The following is an 18,611-nucleotide window of genomic DNA, read 5'->3' on the forward strand; positions in this document are numbered from 1 at the left end:
CTCCAAGTAAGAGTCTCTAAGTAAGCCTTTCGTTTGCACCTGGAGAAATCTAACGGCTAGGTTTATTTAGAGATTCCCTGATAATAATAAATACCTGAGGGGTTGTTATGACGTCGTCTCAACTTAATGAACTATCTACGTCTACTGTAGCTAATTCTACTGAAGTGCCTTTGTGGAAGCAGGATGGTGCAGAACCTTTTTTAAAAATTGAGAATGTCACCAAAATGTTTGGTGAGTTTACCGCTGTTGATAACATATCGTTGGATATCTATAAAAACGAATTATTTTGCCTTTTAGGCGGATCAGGATCAGGTAAAAGTACACTGCTACGTATCTTGGCTGGGTTTGAGTCGGCAACCAGTGGCCGTATTATCATTGATGGTGTGGATATGGCGGGTATTCAACCGTGGAAACGTCCTGTCAATATGATGTTTCAGTCTTACGCATTGTTTCCTCATTTAAGTGTTGCCGATAACGTGGCATTTGGTCTTCGCCGAGAAGGCGTTGCGCGTAGTGAAGTAAAGCAACGTGTTGCACAAATGTTAGATATGGTGCAACTGAGTGCTCTTGGTAAGCGTAAACCGAATCAGCTTTCCGGTGGCCAGCGCCAGCGTGTTGCATTAGCGCGTTCTCTGATTAAGCGTCCTAAGTTGTTGCTTTTAGATGAGCCTTTAGGCGCTCTGGATAAAAAGCTACGTGAAGAGACTCAGTTTGAGCTTATTAATATTCAAGAAGAGCTAGGTGTTACGTTTGTTGTCGTGACACATGACCAAGAAGAGGCGATGACGCTTGCGACGCGCATTGGCGTAATGAGTAACGGTGTGATTGTACAAACCGCTGAACCACATGTGGTTTATGAGTATCCGAATAGTCGTTTTGTGGCTGAGTTTGTTGGTTCGGTCAACTTGTTTGAGGGTAAGGTCGTTGAAGACCTTCCTGATAGCGTACGCATTCGTTCTAAAGAAGCGGGTGTTGAGTTGTTTGTTAATCACGGTATTAGCTGTGCTCCAAACCAAACCGTGCATATGGCAATACGCCCAGAAAAGATCAAAATCAGCCGTAATAGGCCAGAACAAACAGAAAACTGCATTCAGGGTATTATTGAAGATATTGCCTATATGGGCAGCCTTTCTGTTTTTAAAGTGCGCTTAGCTAATGGCAAAGACGTGCGTGTCACTCAGCCTAATTTTGTAAGGGATATGGGAGCGCGTTTTACCTGGCATGAACAGGTTTACTTGTCATGGGATATGGATAGCAGTGTGGTTTTGACCTCATGAGTATCCCGTCAGGATCCGCCTGGATCGATAAGTCAGCATCAGGCATGGCTAGGTATAACTTATCTAGAGGCGTCAACTGGGGGCGCTTTAGTGTTATTGCTGTCCCAGGTTTGTGGTTAGGAATCTTCTTCTTTATTCCTTTTTTGGTTGTGTTCAAAATATCGCTATCCGAATCTGCGATTGCGGTGCCGCCATATTCGGCGATGCTCGAATGGGATTTGGAAGAGGCATATGCCACCTTTAAGCTAAATTTTGGCAATTACTTGTATTTGTTTGAAGATACTTTCTATCTAGATGCTTATATAAGTTCAGTAAAGATAGCGTCAATATCTACCTTCTTTACATTGATAGTCGGCTTTCCTATTGCATACTTAATCGCTCGCAGTAAGCCTTCTATGCGTGTGGTATTGCTATCCTTGGTTATCTTGCCATTTTGGACGTCTTTCTTGCTGCGCGTTTATGCGTGGATGGGCTTTCTGAAAAAGAATGGCATCGTGAATGAGTTCTTGTTATCCACAGGGATTATCGACCAGCCATTAGTCATGTTGCAGACTGATTTTGCTGTATATATCGGTATTGTTTATACCTATCTACCGTTCATGATTTTACCCTTGTATACCGCGTTAGAAAAAATGGACTTAACACTATTGGAGGCTGCTGAAGATTTGGGCTCGCGCCCTTATCAGAGCTTCTTTTTGGTGACGCTGCCTTTAGCTGTGCCCGGTATTATTGCGGGTTGTTTATTGGTGTTTATACCAGCGGTGGGCGAGTTTGTTATACCTGCGCTGTTGGGTGGTTCCGATACCCTAATGATTGGCCGTGTGCTTTGGGATGAGTTCTTCCTTAATCGAGATTGGCCAATGGCATCGGCAGTGGCGATTGTGATGTTAGTAGTACTGGTGTTGCCGGTGATGTTGATCCGCAATGCACAAGGTAAAGAGGAGGCTCACTCATGAAGCGCAGATCATTATTTTTAACTATTACCGCGAGCATGGGTTTTGTTTTTCTTTACGCGCCGATCATTGCATTGATCGTGTATAGCTTTAACAAGTCAAAGCTAGTGACGGTGTGGGGAGGCTGGTCGTTAAAGTGGTATAGCGAACTCTTCAAAAACCAACAAATTATTGATGCGGCTCTCGTTAGTTTAAAGATTGCACTTGTCAGTGCTAGTTTGGCGGTAGTGTTGGGTACGATGGCTGGCTTTGTCTTATCTAGAATGGGTCGCTTTCGTGGCAAAATGATTTTGTCTGGTTGGATTACGGCTCCTTTGATTATGCCGGAAGTTATTACCGGGCTTTCGCTGCTCTTATTGTTTGTTGCAATGGAAGGGATGTTTGGTTGGCCTGCTGGGCGTGGTACTGGAACGGTTATCATTGCCCATACGACGTTCTGTATGGCCTATGTGGCAGTCATTGTGCAATCACGCTTAGCATCAATGGATGAAACCTTGGAAGAAGCGGCAATGGACTTGGGCGCTAAGCCTTCTACCTTGTTCTTCTTGGTGACTTTACCGCTGATAGCACCGGCGCTGATTTCCGGTTGGCTGCTATCATTTACTTTGTCACTTGATGATCTGGTTATCGCGAGTTTTGTTTCTGGACCCGGTAATAGCACGTTACCCATGGTTATCTTCTCCAAAGTACGCTTGGGTGTAACACCAGAGGTTAATGCTTTAGCCACCATTATGATTGCGATTGTAGCGATTGGGGTGCTTGCGGCGATGTATCAGATGCGTAGACAGACCAAGCTATCCAGTAATCAGGAGTAGAATGTGCAAACGAGCATAAGCGCTGCATTAGCTTTAAATGAGAATGTATAAAATTTAAGTAACAGTTTATGTAATGGTATTAAGGTAGTGGCGGATAACATGATGAAATTAGGGATTCTGGCAACAGGTATTACTCCCGATGAACTGCTGGGTAAATTCGGTTCTTACGCAGATATGTTTGTACAGTTGTTCAACAAAGCGGATTGCCCATTTGAATACGAAGTCTTTGATGTACGTGAAGGAGATTTTCCTGAAAGTGCTTCGCAGTGTGATGGTTGGGTTATTACGGGTTCAAAGTTTAATGTTTATCAGAACTTGCCATGGATGCAGCAGCTTAAAAAGCTGATTCTTGATATTCATAAAGCTAACAAACCGATGGTCGGCATCTGCTTTGGTCACCAAATTATTGCCGAAGCGTTTAACGGAAAAGTAGATAAGTATGAAGGTGGTTGGGGTGTAGGTTTACAGCGCTACGGGCTAACCGGCGAGTTTGACTTCCTACCCACAGATGTAAACTCGTACGTTATCAATGCAATGCATCAGGACCAAGTGGTTGTTAAACCAGCGAATGCGAAAGTGTTTTCGGCTTCAGATTTTTGCCAATATGCTGGGCTTATCTACGATGACCGAATCATTACTTTTCAGGCCCATCCTGAATTTACTATCGAATACAGTGATCCACTGATTGATTTGCGCAAAGGTGAGGTTATCCCCACTGACGTGTCAGAACAAGGCTTAGCAACACTACGCCAACCAGAAGCAGCAACCGATTCATTAGAGATAGCCCATTGGATGGCTAAGTTTTTAAATGATAGAGCTGCCTAGTGGCAAGAGTTTAGATATAACAAAATTGTTGGAAGGTGTTTAATTTTAGGACAAAAAAAGCGGATGCTTTCGCACTCCGCTTTTCTAATCAATCGTAAGAACCGCTATTAGTTAATCTGTAATAGGTTTGGCTTGCTAACTAACATTTTAGCTGTTGTGGAAAGACGGTTCATCCACAAGTTTTTACGAACCAGGCGGGCTTCACGTTTGTTTAATTTCTTGTATTCAGCACTTAAACGTAGGAAGTAATCTTTCTCAGCTTCACCGTGAGCGGGCTGGTGGTTTTGTCTGAATTCATTGAGCTTTGTCATAAGGTTTTCTGGGTGTCCTAAATAGTCTGTACAGACTGTCAAAATTAGCCATCAGCGACTAAGGCTGAAGCGGCTTAATTATAAAAAATTAGGAGCGTATATTAGTGCTGTTGCTGCGTCGCAACAAGAGATGTTTTTTTGTCATAATCATGAGAATAATTCATCATTTGAATAGGGCTTATTAATAAGCCCTAAGCCAAAAAAGAGGGTGAAGCTATTGTAGATTTCCGGTTCCTAAATTTAGCTTTTTCATATACAGGGCAAGGGCTTGATCAGCTGTGTGCTTAGACTGGCTCAATGCTGTGTAAACACCTTCCTGATCTTCACTTTTACGAAGCTGGCCTAACTTAAGCTTACCGTCAATACGTGATAATTCTATTTTAATACCAACGATACCGGCTAGTAGCTTATCTCTGAATTCGTCAGTAATAATTTCTCTTTTCTCAAGGAGTGCGGGCTCGTATTGATGAACTACTTCTTCCACCGCTTCTAACGTTTGTTTGTCGCTCAATAAGCTAGCAGTTCCATATGCATGAACTGCTGCATAGTTCCACGTAGGTACTGCCGGTGCGTGGGCATACCAACTGGGAGAAATGTAGCTATGTGGGCCAGAGAAGATGATCAGTACTTCTGCGTTTTCAAGCTCTTTCCAGTGAGGGTTAGCTTTTGCGCAATGACTATATAGCACGCCGTACTCACCTTCGTTACGATGTATAACAAAGGGGATGTGTGTGCCGGTTAGGGAGCCTGAGATAATGACACCAAAGCCGAACTCTTCTATAAAGTCGTGAGTAGTCGACAGGTCGCTCATCTGCATATTTTTTGGGATATACATCGCATCATGTTCCTTGATTATTTCTGCTTGGCTAGATTAGCAGCCAGCAATAATGTGTATAGAGCCACTATTAGTCTGTTTAGCAGAGCCACTCTACGAGATCACAGAAGGGATGTTTTGGCTGCTATTCAGCTGTTTGAATATGCAGCCAATTTAGAATGCTTTTTAATATATTAAACATTGAGTAGTAGAAACTCGCGTTCCCAAGAGCTAATCACCTTATGGAAGGTTTCAAATTCGGCACGTTTTACGCCGATATAAGCATCAATAAAGCGGGAACCCATAATTTCACGCAGCTCAGGGCATTCTTCTAATAAGCGCAGGCCCTCTTCAAGAGAGCGGGCAAGCTCTACAGTATCGCCTTCTTCAGCGGCGGCATCGTATGTGGGTTTGGTGGGCCGTAGTTGCCCTTTGAGCCCTAAGTACCCGCAGGCAAGATTGGCCGCAATAGCAAGATAAGGGTTACTGTCTGAGCCTGGAAAACGGTTTTCAATTCGGGTCGCTTCAGGCTCGGCTTTAGGCGCTCGTAGCCCCGTTGTGCGATTATCTATGCCCCATTTCATATTAACTGGGGCCGATATGTCTGGCGCAAAGCGGCGATATGAGTTGACGTTAGGTGCATAAAAGCTGATAGCACTGGGTGTGTATTTTTGTAACCCACCTAAGTAATGATAAAAAGTTTCACTGTAGTCGCCATTTTCAGCACAAAAGATGTTTTTTCCTGTTTTTACATCGATTAGGCTCTGGTGAATATGCATAGAGCTTCCGGGCTCATGCTGCATCGGTTTAGCCATAAACGTCGCATAGATATTATGCTTGAGAGCAGTCTCGCGTAAGGTGCGTTTGAAGACAAAAACTTGGTCGGCTAGCTTTAGTGGGTCGCCATGAAGGAAGTTTATCTCCATCTGTGCGGCACCGGATTCGTGTATCAGTGTATCTACATCCAAGCCTTGGGCTTCACAGTAACTGTAAAGAGTATCAATGACAGGGTTAAACTCATTAACAGCATCAATGCTGTATGACTGGCGTGCGGTTTCTCTTCGACCTGAGCGACCAGTGGCTGGTTTTAATTCATTATCAGGGTCTATATTTTTTTGTATAAGGTAGAACTCAACTTCGGGTGCAATAACTGGGCGTAGCCCTTCTTTTTCAAACAAAGCGAGTACTTGGCGAAGTACGGTACGTGAAGATAATGGGTGCAGTCCGCCTTGAGTGTCATAACAATCGTTGATGACTTGAGCGGTGGGCTCATCTGCCCAAGGAACAATGCGCAGAGTTTCTGGGTCGGGCACTAAAATCATGTCCCGGTCACTGGCGTCGACAATGTCGTAGTGGTTGGCTGCCCAATCGCCGGTCACTGTTTGAACAAGCAAGGTTTCAGGTATACGTCCTCCTTGTTCAGCGAGGAATTTTTTGGTGGGATAAAACTTCCCACGTGCATTTCCGGTCATATCCGGCAGAGTTGACTCTACTTCTGTAATAGCGTGATCTTTGAGAAATTTCTCTACGGCTTCCATAAATCACCTTCATATTTTCTCGTCTGTGTTGCCCTGCTATTGATCTATAAGTTATGGCAACAGGGTGTTTGTAACAGTGAACATAATAAATATAGTGCCTGTTGATATTTTATGTTGTTATTGTTTCATTCACGATAACCCTAAAACAAGGTAAGAGACGGCGTCCATTATGGCTGAATATGCTCCCTCATATTATATGGCTACGGCGAACACGCTTGGTAATGATACGCGCTGTCATGCGGAGCTAGTTGGCGAGGTAACTACGGATGTTTGTATTGTGGGCGCAGGTTACACGGGCCTGTCTGCTGCATTACATCTGGCTGAAAAAGGTTATTCAGTGACGTTATTAGAAGCAGAAAAAATAGGTTGGGGTGCTTCTGGTCGTAATGGTGGTCAGGTTTGCCCTGGCCATAATATGGAATACCAAGCGCTTAAAAGCAAGGTTGGCGCTGGCAATGCTAAAGTGCTATGGGATATGTCTATTGAATCCGTAGCATTAGTGAGGCAGCTGATTACACAACACAATATTCAGTGTGACCAGAAGCAAGGAGTACTGCATGTTGCGGCAAAAGCATCTCATGTTAACGCGCTGCAAGAATCAGTTGAGCATAAGCAAAAAGAGTTGGGTTACGAGGACATTCGTTATCTTGCGCGTGATGAAATACAAGCCATGCTGGGTACTGATCATTTTCATGCAGGAGAGTACTGGAGCGAAGGCATCCACTTGCACCCGCTTAATTATGCGCTAGGACTAGCGGACGCTGCTTTAGGTGCTGGGGTCAGTATTTATGAGAATACTAGGGTAAGCGCATACAAAACCGGGGTTGATACTCGTGTTAGTACCGTGCAGGGTGAGGTTAAAGCACGTTATATATTGCTAGCCTGTAATGGTTATATAGAAAATCTAGAGCCAAGAATTGCTAGCAAGATCATGCCTATCAATAATTTTATGCTAGCAACTGAGCCATTGAGTGATGAGTTGTGCCACAGAATTAACCGCGACGATGTCGCTGTCGCTGACTCAAAGTTTGTTGTTAATTATTTTAAGCTGTCAGCTGATAATCGCATCTTGTGGGGCGGTGGTGAAAACTATACACGGCGTTTTCCTAAGGATATTAGGCACTTTGTGCAAAGGCATATGCTTGAGGTCTATCCTGAATTAGCAGGCGTTAAAGTGGATTATGGGTGGGGCGGGACGTTAGCCATTACACTTAATCGTATGCCCTATTTTGCCCGCATAGAGGGTAACCTCTTTGTTGCACAAGGATATTCTGGTCATGGTGTGGCATTGGCTACCTTGGGTGGCAAACTAATGGCGGAGGCTGTTAGTGGTAGTGCAGAAAAATTTGACCTGTTTGCAAAAGTACCTACGCCGGATTTTCCTGGAGGCACCTTGCTACGTTGGCCGGGGTTAGTGGCTGGTATGTTGTATTACTCATTGCGTGATAGGTTTCTATAGTTAACTTATCACTTAATATAAGTTAAAAATAAATGAATTTAATAACCTAATGAACTGGGCATAATTGCATCAATGATATCGAATTGTAAGATCAATACAGCTCAGTCTGTTTAGCATCTTTTTACAACCTATGAGGTGGCGAATGAATAAAAATAATGACGACCAGGCACTTTGCGGTTTATCTCAAGAGCAGTTAGATGCTCACTGGATGCCTTATTCAGGCAACCGAGAATTTAAGAAAGATCCACGCCTAATTGTTTCAGCTGAGGGGAACTATTATACCTCTGCTGATGGTAGAAAAATTTTTGATGGCCTCTCTGGCTTATGGACGTGTGGTGCTGGCCATAGCCGCCCGGAAATTACTGAAGCCGTAAGCCGTCAAGTTAAAGAATTGGATTACTCTCCTGCTTTTCAATATGGGCACCCAAAGTCATTTGAGCTGGCACACCGTATTACTGAATTAATGCCTGAAGGGCTAAATCGTGTTTTCTTCACCGGTTCTGGTTCTGAAGCTGTAGAAACAGCACTGAAAGTTGCTCGTGCTTACTGGCGCAAGAAAGGTCAGGCGAGCAAAACGCGCTTTATTGGTCGTGTTAAGGGCTACCACGGTGTTAACTGGGGTGGTGTGAGTGTCGGTGGTATCGTCGGTAACCGTGTGCTTTATGGACAAGCGCTAGATGCCGTACATTTGCCGCATACGATGCTGCCAGAGAACCTGTTTACTAAGGGTATGCCAGAAACTGGCGCGCACTTAGCTGATGAGCTGGAAAACTTACTCGCGCTGCACGATGCGTCTAATATTGCTGCTGTTATCGTTGAGCCATTAGCCGGTTCTGCTGGTGTGATTCCACCGCCTGTAGGCTATCTTAAACGTTTACGTGAGATTTGTGATAAGCACAATATTTTGCTCATTTTTGATGAAGTGATCACAGGCTTTGGCCGTATGGGCTCAAATACAGGCGCAGAAGAATTTGGCGTTGTGCCAGATATGATGACGATAGCGAAGCAGCTAACCAATGGTGTTATCCCTATGGGAGCTATGGTTGCTAAGCAGGAAATCTACGACACCTTTATGGAAGCAGGTGGCGCAGAATATATGCTTGAATTGCCACACGGTTATACCTATTCCGCACACCCCGTTGCCTGTGCTGCTGGCCTTGCTTCACTGGATATTTTGGCACAAGACAAGTTAGTTGAAAGGGTCAAAACTGTTTCTCCGCAGTTCGAAGAAATGCTGCATAGCCTCAAGGGCACAAAGTATGTCTCGGATATCCGAAACTACGGATTGGCTGGCGCTTTAACCATTGAGTCTGCACCGGGAGAGCCTGCATTGCGTCCTTTCCAGATTGCGATGAAGTGTTGGGAAAAAGGTTTTTATGTTCGTTGTGGTGGCGACACGATTCAACTGGGTCTGCCATTCACTGTTGAAAATGCAGAGATTGATAACGTGATTAATGCGCTGGGCGAGTCGATTAACGAACTTGCATAAGCTCGCAACAATAAAAATTTGAGGAAAGAAAATGACAACTGTAGGCCATTTAATTAACGGTGAAATGCGTACTGATGCAGCACGTACTCAAGATGTATTCAATCCGGCGACCGGCGAAGCTACAAAGCAAGTTGCGTTGGCGTCCGTAGAAACAGTAGAAGAAGCGATTGCTGCTGCACAGGCGGCGTTTCCTGAATGGCGTAATACGCCAGTAGGTAAGCGTGCTGCTGTTATGTTTCGCTTCAAAGCTTTGCTAGAGCAGAACGCCGATAAAATTTGCCAGATGATCGGTGAAGAGCACGGAAAAATTAGCCATGATGCAGCGGGTGAGTTGCAGCGTGGTATTGAAAATGTTGAGTATGCTTGTGGTGTTGCCGAGCTACTTAAAGGCGAGCATAGCAAAAATGTAGGCCCAAATATTGATTCATGGAGTGAGTTTCAGCCGTTAGGTGTTGTTACGGGTATTACACCGTTTAACTTCCCTGCGATGGTGCCGTTATGGATGTATCCAATGGCTATCGCTTGCGGTAATACATTTGTATTGAAGCCTTCTGAACGTGACCCTAGTTCGACGTTGTTTATCGCTCAACTGTTACAGGAAGCGGGTTTGCCAGCAGGTGTAATGAATGTAGTTAACGGTGATAAAGAAGCCGTTGATGTACTGCTAACAGATGTTCGTGTTAAAGCGGTAAGCTTCGTTGGTTCAACACCGATTGCTGAGTATATCTACAGCACAGCCAATGCAAATGGCAAACGCTGTCAGGCTTTGGGCGGTGCTAAAAACCACGCGATCGTTATGCCAGATGCTGATATGGATAATGCTGTAAATCAACTACTGGGTGCTGCTTTTGGATCATCAGGCGAGCGTTGTATGGCTTTGTCTGTTGCTGTTGCAGTAGGTGATCAGGCGGCAGATGCATTGGTCGCTAAAATGAGTGCAGCCATGCAGTCATTAAAAGTCGGTGCAGCAACTGATAGCAGCAATGACTTTGGTCCTGTTATTACGCGTCAGCACCAGCAGAAAGTTGTGGGCTATATTGATAGTTCAGAGCAAGACGGAGCAACCATTGTTGTTGATGGTCGTAACCCTCAGGTGGCTGGTTATGAAGAAGGTTTCTTTGTTGGCGCGACATTGATTGATGGTGTAACGCCTTCAATGGTTAGCTATCAGGAAGAGATTTTTGGCCCTGTATTGCAAATCGTACGTGTTAATACGATGGATGAAGCGATGCAGCTGATCAATGATCATGAATATGGAAATGGTACTTGTATCTTTACCCGTGATGGCGAAGCAGCACGTTACTTCTCTGATAATATTCAAGTGGGTATGGTGGGCATTAACGTACCACTGCCAGTGCCAGTTTCTTATCACAGTTTTGGTGGTTGGAAGCGCTCATTGTTTGGTGATCTTCACGCGTACGGTCCAGACTCAGTACGTTTTTACACTAAGCGTAAAACGATTACTCAGCGTTGGCCTTCAAGCGGTGTACGTGAAGGCGTATCGTTCTCTTTCCCTAGCTAGATGTTTTTCTGAGGAGTTATGTTTTGCTCCTCAAATTTTCTCCCTGGAGTAGTCTGTTCTATCTTTGATAGCTCCTACTTTATCGATAGTGGCTACTCTATTAATAAGTCTTACTTTATTGCTAGCTCTATCCTTTTTGCAGGCTTCTGATTTATCAGAGCCTGCTTTTTTTATGGACGCTGCAAGAAGGCAGCAATAGTGCAAGCAGAGGGCGGTTATTCTGAACTAGCATGAAGGCTACTAATCGTGGACTTCTCTTTAGCTAATCGTGGTTCGATATTTTCTTTCGTTAGTTTGAACTCAGTATTGCTTGATAAAATGTGTTCAATAATCACCTCTCCAAGCTCTTCCCGGTAGTGCGATGGCTCCCAATACCATTTCATGAATTTTCCTCGCCCCTGAGGCACTGGTTCAAGGGTATATCGGTTGAAACCGCTGAAATCTAATAGAGTTCCATGAGGGAAAAAGTCTAATATGGATAGCTGGTTAACTAGCTTTCGTTTCCACGCTAGATAGAGTTCGAAATGACCTGTTTGATTAACAATCTCAAGATATCGATGATGGTAAGGGCTGATAAAGATATCCAGTTTAATACCTTTGCTTTTCAGCGCATCAACCAATATTTTCAAAGAGTTAAAGCTGCTGGATTGTCCCTGCTTATCCGCTAGGCTGTATGATTTTCCATTTAGTCTTTTTAGTAGTTCTTGTCGCTTTTGGTCAAACAGAGCTTGAGTGCCTTCATTATTGACGATAGGGATAAAACCCTGTGCTTGATTGAATCCGTCCAGGGTTGTGTAGTTTGTTTGTTGGTGTTGTCTCGCTAGGGTTTTGATACTCGCAAGGGTTGTATCCAGCGAATATAAAGTGGCTAAGCGCGCTTTTATATTATTATTGAAGTAATAAGGATTGGGCTGTTGCAGTAAAGTTAATGGCATATTAGAACTAGGATAAGGTTTAGGCGGCCAGTTAACTGTAGATGTTGAACGTTGGAGAAAATCTAAAAAATCGATGCTTAATATTACACGCTCAGGTGTGCTTGTTTCTAGCAAATTTAGTAGATGTTTGGTTTGCGTACCTACTCCTGCACCTCTTATTCCAAGGTTATAGACTGTCTTTTCTTTAAAAAGGGCGCTGCTAGGGTTAAGGCCTAACTCCGGTCGAGAGTTACCTAATATGACTATATTAGGATTAACGTGCCGCCATTGGTAGGCTTTAGTCAGATATATTTTGTCTCCCGCTTCTGTTTTATGACAATTTAACCCCTCTATACAGCGGTTATGCCAGACCGCAAAGGGGTCTGTTGCCCAGTTTAATGAAGCGACAACTATTAACAGTAAAGCTGTGACAGTAGAAAATTGTTTTAGATAAGTGTTCATACTGCCCTTTAAAACTGAAAGTAGAGGAAGTCGCTGACTTGCCCAAGCGTCATTAAACCAATGACGAGCAACAATGATGAAAAGCTTGCCCATACCAGTGCTGGTTGCCATGCAAGCTTACGAATGAAACGTGGAGCAAGCCAAAAACCAGCGCCTGCTGTTTCTTCTATATTGGTTAGTGATGCGCGATGCTGGCGAAATAGATCTTGTACAGTAGGCAAACAAACAACAACAGGGATAAGTAATAGGCAATAGATCCATGCTGATACTAGATGGCTTGCACCCCCGTGGTAGCCTGTCACTCCCCATGATTGAAGCATTACACCTATCTCACCTAAGCGGGCTAGGATAGCCATTGGTATCGCGACACCGTTTAGCCCAACCATTCCTTGTAAAATACTTAATGCTCCGTCCAAGCTGGTGGCACGGAAAAAGCCCCATGCAACGATGACAGTCAGCATAGTGATGAGCCAAGCAATAGATGCATGCAATTGTAACCAGGTATGGCGTTCACTCAATAAGCGCCAGCCTTGGTGTACGGCTAGAAAACCTCCGTGAAGAGCTCCCCAAATGACGAAATTCCAACCGGCTCCATGCCATAGCCCACCTAATAGCATTGTCGTCATAAGAAAAAGATAGCGATAGCCTTGTCCTTTACGATTCCCCCCAAGAGGTATGTAAATATAATCTCTGAGAAAGCGCGATAATGTAATGTGCCAGCGTCGCCAAAACTCGGCGATAGAACGGGCTTTGTAAGGAGAGTAAAAGTTAAGAGGGAGAATGATGCCAAACATGCGTGCTAAGCCTAGCGCCATGTCTGAATATCCTGAAAAATCGAAATAGATTTGAAAGGTATAAGCGAGTATGCCAGACCATGCGAGCAATAAATCAGGTGCAGAACCAGCATCTGCTGCATTAAAGACAGGGTTGGCGTAGTCGGCCATACCGTCAGCTATCACCGTTTTCTTAAAAAGCCCAATCGCAAAAATACTGATACCGATTGCTATATGATTTGCGTTAATACGAAACGCATTATTACTTTGGAACTGTGGCAGCATCTCTTTGTGATGGACTATAGGTCCGGCGATCAGTTGTGGAAAGAAAGTTACAAATAAAGCGTAATGAATAAAGCGATATTCTTCAGTCACTTGTTTATAAGAGTCGACTAGATAAGCAATTTGTTGAAACGTAAAAAAGGATATCGCTAATGGCAAAACTATATTTTCGATAGACCAATCGCTATTGGTTAACCAGGCTAAATTGAAAACCAAAAAGCCTGCATATTTGAAGTACCCTAAAACGGCAAGATTACCTACTACCCCCGCAGTTAGTAGCCATTTACTTTTAAGATTGTAGATATATCGCCCCAGATGGTAGTTACACACCATAGAGCTAAGAATAATCAGAAGGTAACTAGGGTCCCACCAGCCATAAAAGAATAAGGAAGATAATACTAACCAGAGTATGGCTGATTCGTTGCCGAAGCGGCTGGCTATCCAAAAGAAGCCAAATAAAACAATAGGAACAAATCCAAATATGAATTCGGCGGAGTTAAATAGCATTAGATACCTTTCTTATTTGAAGATCCGTTCGTTAAGAGTTCCTATATATTATCATTGGGAAGAGTAAAAAACTGCAGGCTTTTAGTTCTGATTTTTTTAAAAATAGAGATGTGAACAGCAGGTGAATATAGCTTTTTTAAAGTTAAAAAGCAGACGAATCTAGGTATAGGTTCGTCTGATAAAAGGTGTAAATCGTTGTGAGTTTTTTAATTCCCCATGACTAAATGCGGTAAAAATAGCGATAGTTCCGGAACAAATGTAACGAGTAGCACCATAGGTAAATGGCCAAAACAGAGGAGCTTTAGAGTGGGTTTTATATATTTATCCAATGAGAGTTTACTAACCCCTCCTGCCATATAAAGCATCGGGGCGCAGGGTGGAGATACATTGCCTAAGCCTAAGTTCACGCCAACGACAGCTGCAAAGTGAATAGGATCTATGCCTAGCTGTTGTATTACCGGTAAGAAGATGACTGCTGCTAATACACTGCCTGAAATATCATCAACTATCATGCCGATCAGTAACAGTAGAACATTGATTAACAGCAAGATTACATACTTGTTATCTGATATCTGCAGTAATGCTTCTGCTAATTCTTTAGGTACTTGTTCAAGAATCATCGCCCGGCTCATGATGAACAGGAAAAACAATACTGCCATAATGGAGCCTGTCATAGTCACAGCTCTAACGGTAACAGAGCCAAGGCTGCGTAGTGATAAGCCTTTATAAACAAAGAGTCCAACAGGAATGGCGTAGATTACGGCAATGGCGGCTGCTTCGGTCGGCGTGGCAATACCGCTGTAAATAGCACCTAGGATGATGATCGGCATAAGCAGAGCAAATCCTGCACTGTAACCCGCTTTAGCAACACCTACCGTCGCTTCTTTAAATGAAAGCGGTGCCTCTACTTTAATTTGGTCATTATTACGCAAGAACCAGAAGTTAAGTATGCAATACAGCAGCGTAAGCATAATTCCTGGGATAATTGTTGATAGGAACGCAGCTCCCACTGAAAGGCCGCCCGTTATCGAGAAGATGATCATGGGAATACTGGGGGGAATCATTAATGCCAATACGGAAGAACAAGCAACCAATGCCGTTGCATGGCCTTCTGGGTAGCCTTCTCGTACCATGCGCGGAATCATAATTTGGCCAATCGCCGCGATAGCGGCAGATGAGCTACCAGAAATTGCGCCAAATAACGCACAAGTAAGGACAGTAACTGCGCCTAATCCACCTTTAATTCGTCCTACAAAGGCGTTAACAAAATTAAGTAGCCTATCGGATATTCCGCCTTCGGCCATTAATATGCCGGCAAAGATAAATAACGGTAAGGCTAGTAACGCAAAACCACTGGCAGTTTTAAAGCCGTGAGGGATCAAAAAAGATATGTTGTTGCCTGTGGTGTAGGCAAAAGTTAGTGCGCCAATGCCAAAAGAAAAAGCAACAGGGATTTCAGCCAGCAGTAAAATGACAACTAGCAGCATAGTAAGAAGAAAAATAGTCATTTTAGTTTACTCCTGATGACAACGAGCCTGACGGCTTTTACGTAATGCTCGAAACTCATTGATAGCTTCCAGAAGAAAGTAGCCAGCCATCATTGAAAAGCCCACAATCATGCTGCCGCTCCAGAGCCCACGAGGCCATTGGAGGTTAATGCTCATGCGCCCTTTATCGATAACGAACAGTGCATACTTGAAAGCGAAGTAACCAAAAATACAGGCCGCTGTCATACTGATGATAGAGCCCGCAAAACGAATCATGTTGATTTTGTAAGGGTCGGTAATGATGAGGGTCACAATGCCGCCGTGTATGTGTTCTCGTACACGGGTCGCGTAGCCCATTCCTAAAAAGTAGATCCAAACACCCAGTAATACAGCCGCTTCTTCAATGCCAGCGAAAGGGGACTCAATCACATAACGCATGATGATCTGGCCGAACATTAAAAAAGATAAACCGAGTCCTGTCATGATCATCAGTACTCGAAAAATCCAGTCAAGAATCTGTTCGAATTTTATTAAAAAACGTTCTGCACCTTGGGGCTCATTTTCAGGAATAGCACTTAGGTGATGGGGGGCAGGGTGGTCAGACAGGTCGGGATCAAAATTATAAACGCTGCTATCACCTGCAGTGTGTTTTTGCACGGTCATTGGGGCTACCTCGAAGAGGTTAGAGGAAATACCGTCATCTCATTGAGAGATGACGGCGTAGACATCATTAACTAGTTCGAATATGGATTAGTTAATGCCTGCGATTTTTCGCATCATGCCCATGATTTCGCTACCCACTATTTTTTCCATGTATGGCCATTCGCTGGCATACAATGCTTGTTTTGCTTTTTCCAGCTCTTGGTCATTTAGCTCTACGATTTTAATACCGTGGTCGCGTACTTTTTCCAAATAGCTGTTGTCGATCGCTTCAGCTTCTTGCCATGCCCATTTGAGTGTTTCATTAGCCGCTGCTTGAATTTTTTCGCGCTCAGTTGCTGGTAGGTCTTCCCACCAATCTTTATTGACTAGCCAAAAAGCATGTTCAAAGTAGTCACGTGTAAGAATGTAGCTTTCTAGCACATCGCGCATCTGCCAAATTTCAACAGCAGGACCAAAAGCACGGCCATCAACTGTGCCTAGCTGAAGTCCTGTATAAAGCTCAGCAAAAGGCATCGGTACGGCAGAGAATCCCCAGTTTTTAAAGCGCTGCACAGCAAGCGGTGTAGGCACTACACGCATTTTTATGCCTTTCGCATCTTCTGGGAAGTTTGTTGGAATTTTGCCGACACCTTTACGAATAGTGATAGAGCCAAAACCAGCAGGAATGATACCTAAAGAGACAAGGTCGTTGTCCGCAAGAATTTTGTTATACACATCAAGCATTGGTCCGTTGGGGCCGTATACTTCACGCGCTTTGTCCCAGCTATCAACAACATAGCCCAGCCATGTTAGGTCTAAACGACCATCAAATTCAGAAGCACCATACGTCATAGTCATAGGGATGACACCCTGCATGGTTTGTTCAAACTGCGAAGTCCAGTCACCCAAGTCACCACCCGGGTGATAGTCTGCGGAATAGCTTGAATTTTGTGTTGCTAGTTCTGCCATGAACTTCTCAGAAGATGCATGGAAAATATGATCTGTTGTCATTGCTTGGGCAAGAATGAAAGTTTCATCTGCCTGTGCTGATCCAATAGCTGATATAGACAGTGTTGCGGCGAGTGCGCAGTTTGTAATAATAGATTTGACGTTTTTCGTAATTGTCATAGTGACCTCTGGTATTTTTTTTGTATGGTCATTCCGTGGCTTCATTTGATGTGAAGCTCAGTGATTTTGCGTTAAGCAGAATGTTGGTTAAATCCTAAATATTTTTAATACAGTTAAGTAATTACTTAACTGTATTATTCTAGAGGTCAGGCTAAATTTATTAGGATTGAGTTGTATCAGTTAGGTTTTCTAGGTAGGTCTGTAAAACTAAATTTGAGCGTGCGCCTTTGCGGGTAATTGCAGAAAATTGAGTTGAATAGTTATACTTTTCAGGAAGTAAGGCGCGCATTTTTTCGGCACCAACCCACTGCGCCGCTAAATGTGCCGGCAAATAACCTATGTAGCGCCCTGTCAGAATTAGAAAAGCAATTCCTTCTCTGTCGGTAGCTGTTGCAGTGGATTTTAGTTGTTGATAGCACGCTTTGATTTCGGGTGTTTGTGCATATGCAGGTACGACAGCATCCCACTCCCCCAGTGTTTTTAAAACACTGTCTCGGGCTGCAAAGAGCGGATGGGCTGATGAGCAATAAAGCTGAGATTCTTCTTGGTAAAGCGGGAAGTAATGCAGGCCTGCAAGGGGGCGTAAATCCGGTACTATCCCAATATGCAAACGTCCATCAAGCACACCTAGCTCTATCTCGTTAGGAGGAATCATTCGGATATTGACCGTTACATCGGGCCCTTGAGTTTTGAGTGCTGATAACGCGTTTGTAATTCTCATGTGCGGCAGGGTAACGAGGTTGTCGGTAATACCTATGTTTAACTCGCCCTTGAGTTGCGTATGCAGTGTATTGACTTGGGTGCGAAAGTCTTCAATTGATGATAGCAGTTGCAGAGTGTAGTGATAAATGTGTTCGCCTTCTTCTGATAGAGAAAATCCTGAGCGTCCTCGTTGGCAGAGCCGAAAGCCAAGGCGGCTTTCTAAATCAGACATAGCGATGCTGATAGCCGCTCGGCTAATGTTGAGTTCAACTTCAGCCGCTGAAAAGCCACCGCACTCTACAACCACCTTGTATATTCGAAGCAAGCGCAGATCAATGTCGCTTAGCTGGCCTTTAAATTTTATTTTGCTCACGATAATGCTCTTTTTTAACGTTTTAGATGTGGTTTTGTTTTAGTAAGTATTTTTATATTACTTTTTTTTAAACTTAAATGTGAAGTTAAAATCAGGCATTTTTACTATTCGTCGTTGTTATTGGAAGTAGGTGATTTGCTATTATTAAGAAGCTTTCTGGATATAAAACTACTAACTCAGTGTCTTACTAGTAGAGGCATATTTATTATATTTTTATCTGAGTAGTTAAGAGCTCACTTTGCAGCACTGTTTGAATGGTGAATGGGCTATACTTGTCATAGTGCAGTTTGTCATGAAAATCAGTAGTACAAGATTAGGTATTTGTTATGCAGTTACTC

General features: G+C 43.6%; 16 protein-coding genes. 7 read left to right on the top strand and 9 right to left on the bottom strand.

The genetic code is table 11. The annotated features are described in order from the left end of the window. The first annotated feature begins 107 nt into the window (after positions 1 to 107). The 4 genes from G511_RS0119285 (at position 108) to G511_RS0119300 (ending at position 3,870) form a co-directional block, all read left to right on the top strand. Positions 108 to 1,277, top strand: a complete 1,170-nt coding sequence (locus tag G511_RS0119285; RefSeq protein WP_028471099.1) for an ABC transporter ATP-binding protein — start codon at positions 108 to 110, stop codon at positions 1,275 to 1,277. After that, the gene (locus G511_RS0119290) at positions 1,274 to 2,233 is read left to right on the top strand and encodes an ABC transporter permease subunit (protein ID WP_028471100.1); all 960 of its coding nucleotides are present in this window, start codon (positions 1,274 to 1,276) and stop codon (positions 2,231 to 2,233) included. The genes G511_RS0119285 and G511_RS0119290 overlap by 4 nt, the downstream gene beginning before the upstream one ends. Further along, entirely contained in the window at positions 2,230 to 3,045 is an 816-nt protein-coding gene (locus G511_RS0119295; RefSeq protein WP_028471101.1) for an ABC transporter permease subunit, read from the top strand. The genes G511_RS0119290 and G511_RS0119295 overlap by 4 nt, the downstream gene beginning before the upstream one ends. Positions 3,046 to 3,144: 99 nt before the next feature. After that, entirely contained in the window at positions 3,145 to 3,870 is a 726-nt protein-coding gene (locus G511_RS0119300; protein ID WP_342664811.1) for a glutamine amidotransferase-related protein, read from the top strand. A gap of 107 nt (positions 3,871 to 3,977) precedes the next feature. Here G511_RS0119300 and G511_RS0119305 read toward each other — a convergent pair whose 3' ends face one another. The 3 genes from G511_RS0119305 to G511_RS0119315 all read right to left on the bottom strand — a co-directional run bounded on the left by G511_RS0119305 (position 3,978) and on the right by G511_RS0119315 (position 6,533). Next, entirely contained in the window at positions 3,978 to 4,181 is a 204-nt protein-coding gene (locus tag G511_RS0119305; RefSeq protein ID WP_028471103.1) for a hypothetical protein, read from the bottom strand. Positions 4,182 to 4,395: 214 nt separating this feature from the next. Continuing rightward, a complete protein-coding gene (locus tag G511_RS0119310) occupies positions 4,396 to 5,016 on the bottom strand; it encodes an FMN-binding negative transcriptional regulator (protein ID WP_028471104.1) in 621 nt (206 codons plus the stop codon). A gap of 173 nt (positions 5,017 to 5,189) precedes the next feature. Further along, the gene (locus G511_RS0119315) at positions 5,190 to 6,533 is read right to left on the bottom strand and encodes a glutamine synthetase family protein (RefSeq protein ID WP_028471105.1); all 1,344 of its coding nucleotides are present in this window, start codon (positions 6,531 to 6,533) and stop codon (positions 5,190 to 5,192) included. Between the two features lie 169 nt (positions 6,534 to 6,702). Between G511_RS0119315 and G511_RS0119320 the strand changes: the two genes are divergently transcribed. The 3 genes from G511_RS0119320 (at position 6,703) to G511_RS0119330 (ending at position 11,003) form a co-directional block, all read left to right on the top strand. Beyond that, entirely contained in the window at positions 6,703 to 7,992 is a 1,290-nt protein-coding gene (locus G511_RS0119320) for an NAD(P)/FAD-dependent oxidoreductase (RefSeq protein WP_028471106.1), read from the top strand. 142 nt (positions 7,993 to 8,134) lie between these two features. Beyond that, complete coding sequence (aptA, locus tag G511_RS0119325; RefSeq protein WP_028471107.1) at positions 8,135 to 9,481, top strand: omega-aminotransferase AptA; 1,347 nt, start codon at positions 8,135 to 8,137, stop codon at positions 9,479 to 9,481. Positions 9,482 to 9,512: 31 nt separating this feature from the next. After that, positions 9,513 to 11,003, top strand: coding sequence for a CoA-acylating methylmalonate-semialdehyde dehydrogenase (locus G511_RS0119330; protein WP_028471108.1), 1,491 nt, complete (start codon positions 9,513 to 9,515; stop codon positions 11,001 to 11,003). A gap of 215 nt (positions 11,004 to 11,218) precedes the next feature. Here G511_RS0119330 and G511_RS0119335 read toward each other — a convergent pair whose 3' ends face one another. The 6 genes from G511_RS0119335 to G511_RS0119360 all read right to left on the bottom strand — a co-directional run bounded on the left by G511_RS0119335 (position 11,219) and on the right by G511_RS0119360 (position 18,273). Next, complete coding sequence (locus G511_RS0119335; protein WP_156905259.1) at positions 11,219 to 12,490, bottom strand: hypothetical protein; 1,272 nt, start codon at positions 12,488 to 12,490, stop codon at positions 11,219 to 11,221. Then, the gene (locus tag G511_RS0119340; RefSeq protein WP_028471110.1) at positions 12,388 to 13,941 is read right to left on the bottom strand and encodes an MBOAT family O-acyltransferase; all 1,554 of its coding nucleotides are present in this window, start codon (positions 13,939 to 13,941) and stop codon (positions 12,388 to 12,390) included. Before G511_RS0119340 ends, G511_RS0119335 begins: the two co-directional genes overlap by 103 nt. Before the next feature lie 206 nt (positions 13,942 to 14,147). Next, a complete protein-coding gene (locus G511_RS0119345) occupies positions 14,148 to 15,449 on the bottom strand; it encodes a TRAP transporter large permease (protein WP_028471111.1) in 1,302 nt (433 codons plus the stop codon). A gap of 6 nt (positions 15,450 to 15,455) precedes the next feature. Next, the gene (locus G511_RS0119350; RefSeq protein WP_028471112.1) at positions 15,456 to 16,091 is read right to left on the bottom strand and encodes a TRAP transporter small permease; all 636 of its coding nucleotides are present in this window, start codon (positions 16,089 to 16,091) and stop codon (positions 15,456 to 15,458) included. 87 nt (positions 16,092 to 16,178) lie between these two features. After that, positions 16,179 to 17,198: a TRAP transporter substrate-binding protein DctP gene (gene dctP / locus G511_RS0119355; protein ID WP_028471113.1), complete on the bottom strand. Its 1,020-nt coding sequence runs from the start codon at positions 17,196 to 17,198 to the stop codon at positions 16,179 to 16,181. Positions 17,199 to 17,358: 160 nt separating this feature from the next. Beyond that, complete coding sequence (locus G511_RS0119360) at positions 17,359 to 18,273, bottom strand: LysR family transcriptional regulator (RefSeq protein WP_028471114.1); 915 nt, start codon at positions 18,271 to 18,273, stop codon at positions 17,359 to 17,361. Between the last annotated feature and the right edge of the window lie 338 nt (positions 18,274 to 18,611).

Origin of the sequence: Neptunomonas japonica DSM 18939 (assembly GCF_000422765.1) — a bacterium.
GTDB classification, from domain to species: Bacteria; Pseudomonadota; Gammaproteobacteria; order Pseudomonadales; family Balneatricaceae; genus Neptunomonas; species Neptunomonas japonica.

Coding starts and splice junctions, on each gene's coding strand:
- G511_RS0119285 (WP_028471099.1), top strand. CDS start 108: ATGACGTCGTCTCAACTTAATGAACTATCTACGTCTACTGTAGCTAAT.
- G511_RS0119290 (WP_028471100.1), top strand. CDS start 1,274: ATGAGTATCCCGTCAGGATCCGCCTGGATCGATAAGTCAGCATCAGGC.
- G511_RS0119295 (WP_028471101.1), top strand. CDS start 2,230: ATGAAGCGCAGATCATTATTTTTAACTATTACCGCGAGCATGGGTTTT.
- G511_RS0119300 (WP_342664811.1), top strand. CDS start 3,145: ATGATGAAATTAGGGATTCTGGCAACAGGTATTACTCCCGATGAACTG.
- G511_RS0119305 (WP_028471103.1), bottom strand. CDS start 4,181: ATGACAAAGCTCAATGAATTCAGACAAAACCACCAGCCCGCTCACGGT.
- G511_RS0119310 (WP_028471104.1), bottom strand. CDS start 5,016: ATGTATATCCCAAAAAATATGCAGATGAGCGACCTGTCGACTACTCAC.
- G511_RS0119315 (WP_028471105.1), bottom strand. CDS start 6,533: ATGGAAGCCGTAGAGAAATTTCTCAAAGATCACGCTATTACAGAAGTA.
- G511_RS0119320 (WP_028471106.1), top strand. CDS start 6,703: ATGGCTGAATATGCTCCCTCATATTATATGGCTACGGCGAACACGCTT.
- aptA (WP_028471107.1), top strand. CDS start 8,135: ATGAATAAAAATAATGACGACCAGGCACTTTGCGGTTTATCTCAAGAG.
- G511_RS0119330 (WP_028471108.1), top strand. CDS start 9,513: ATGACAACTGTAGGCCATTTAATTAACGGTGAAATGCGTACTGATGCA.
- G511_RS0119335 (WP_156905259.1), bottom strand. CDS start 12,490: ATGGCAACCAGCACTGGTATGGGCAAGCTTTTCATCATTGTTGCTCGT.
- G511_RS0119340 (WP_028471110.1), bottom strand. CDS start 13,941: ATGCTATTTAACTCCGCCGAATTCATATTTGGATTTGTTCCTATTGTT.
- G511_RS0119345 (WP_028471111.1), bottom strand. CDS start 15,449: ATGACTATTTTTCTTCTTACTATGCTGCTAGTTGTCATTTTACTGCTG.
- G511_RS0119350 (WP_028471112.1), bottom strand. CDS start 16,091: ATGACCGTGCAAAAACACACTGCAGGTGATAGCAGCGTTTATAATTTT.
- dctP (WP_028471113.1), bottom strand. CDS start 17,198: ATGACAATTACGAAAAACGTCAAATCTATTATTACAAACTGCGCACTC.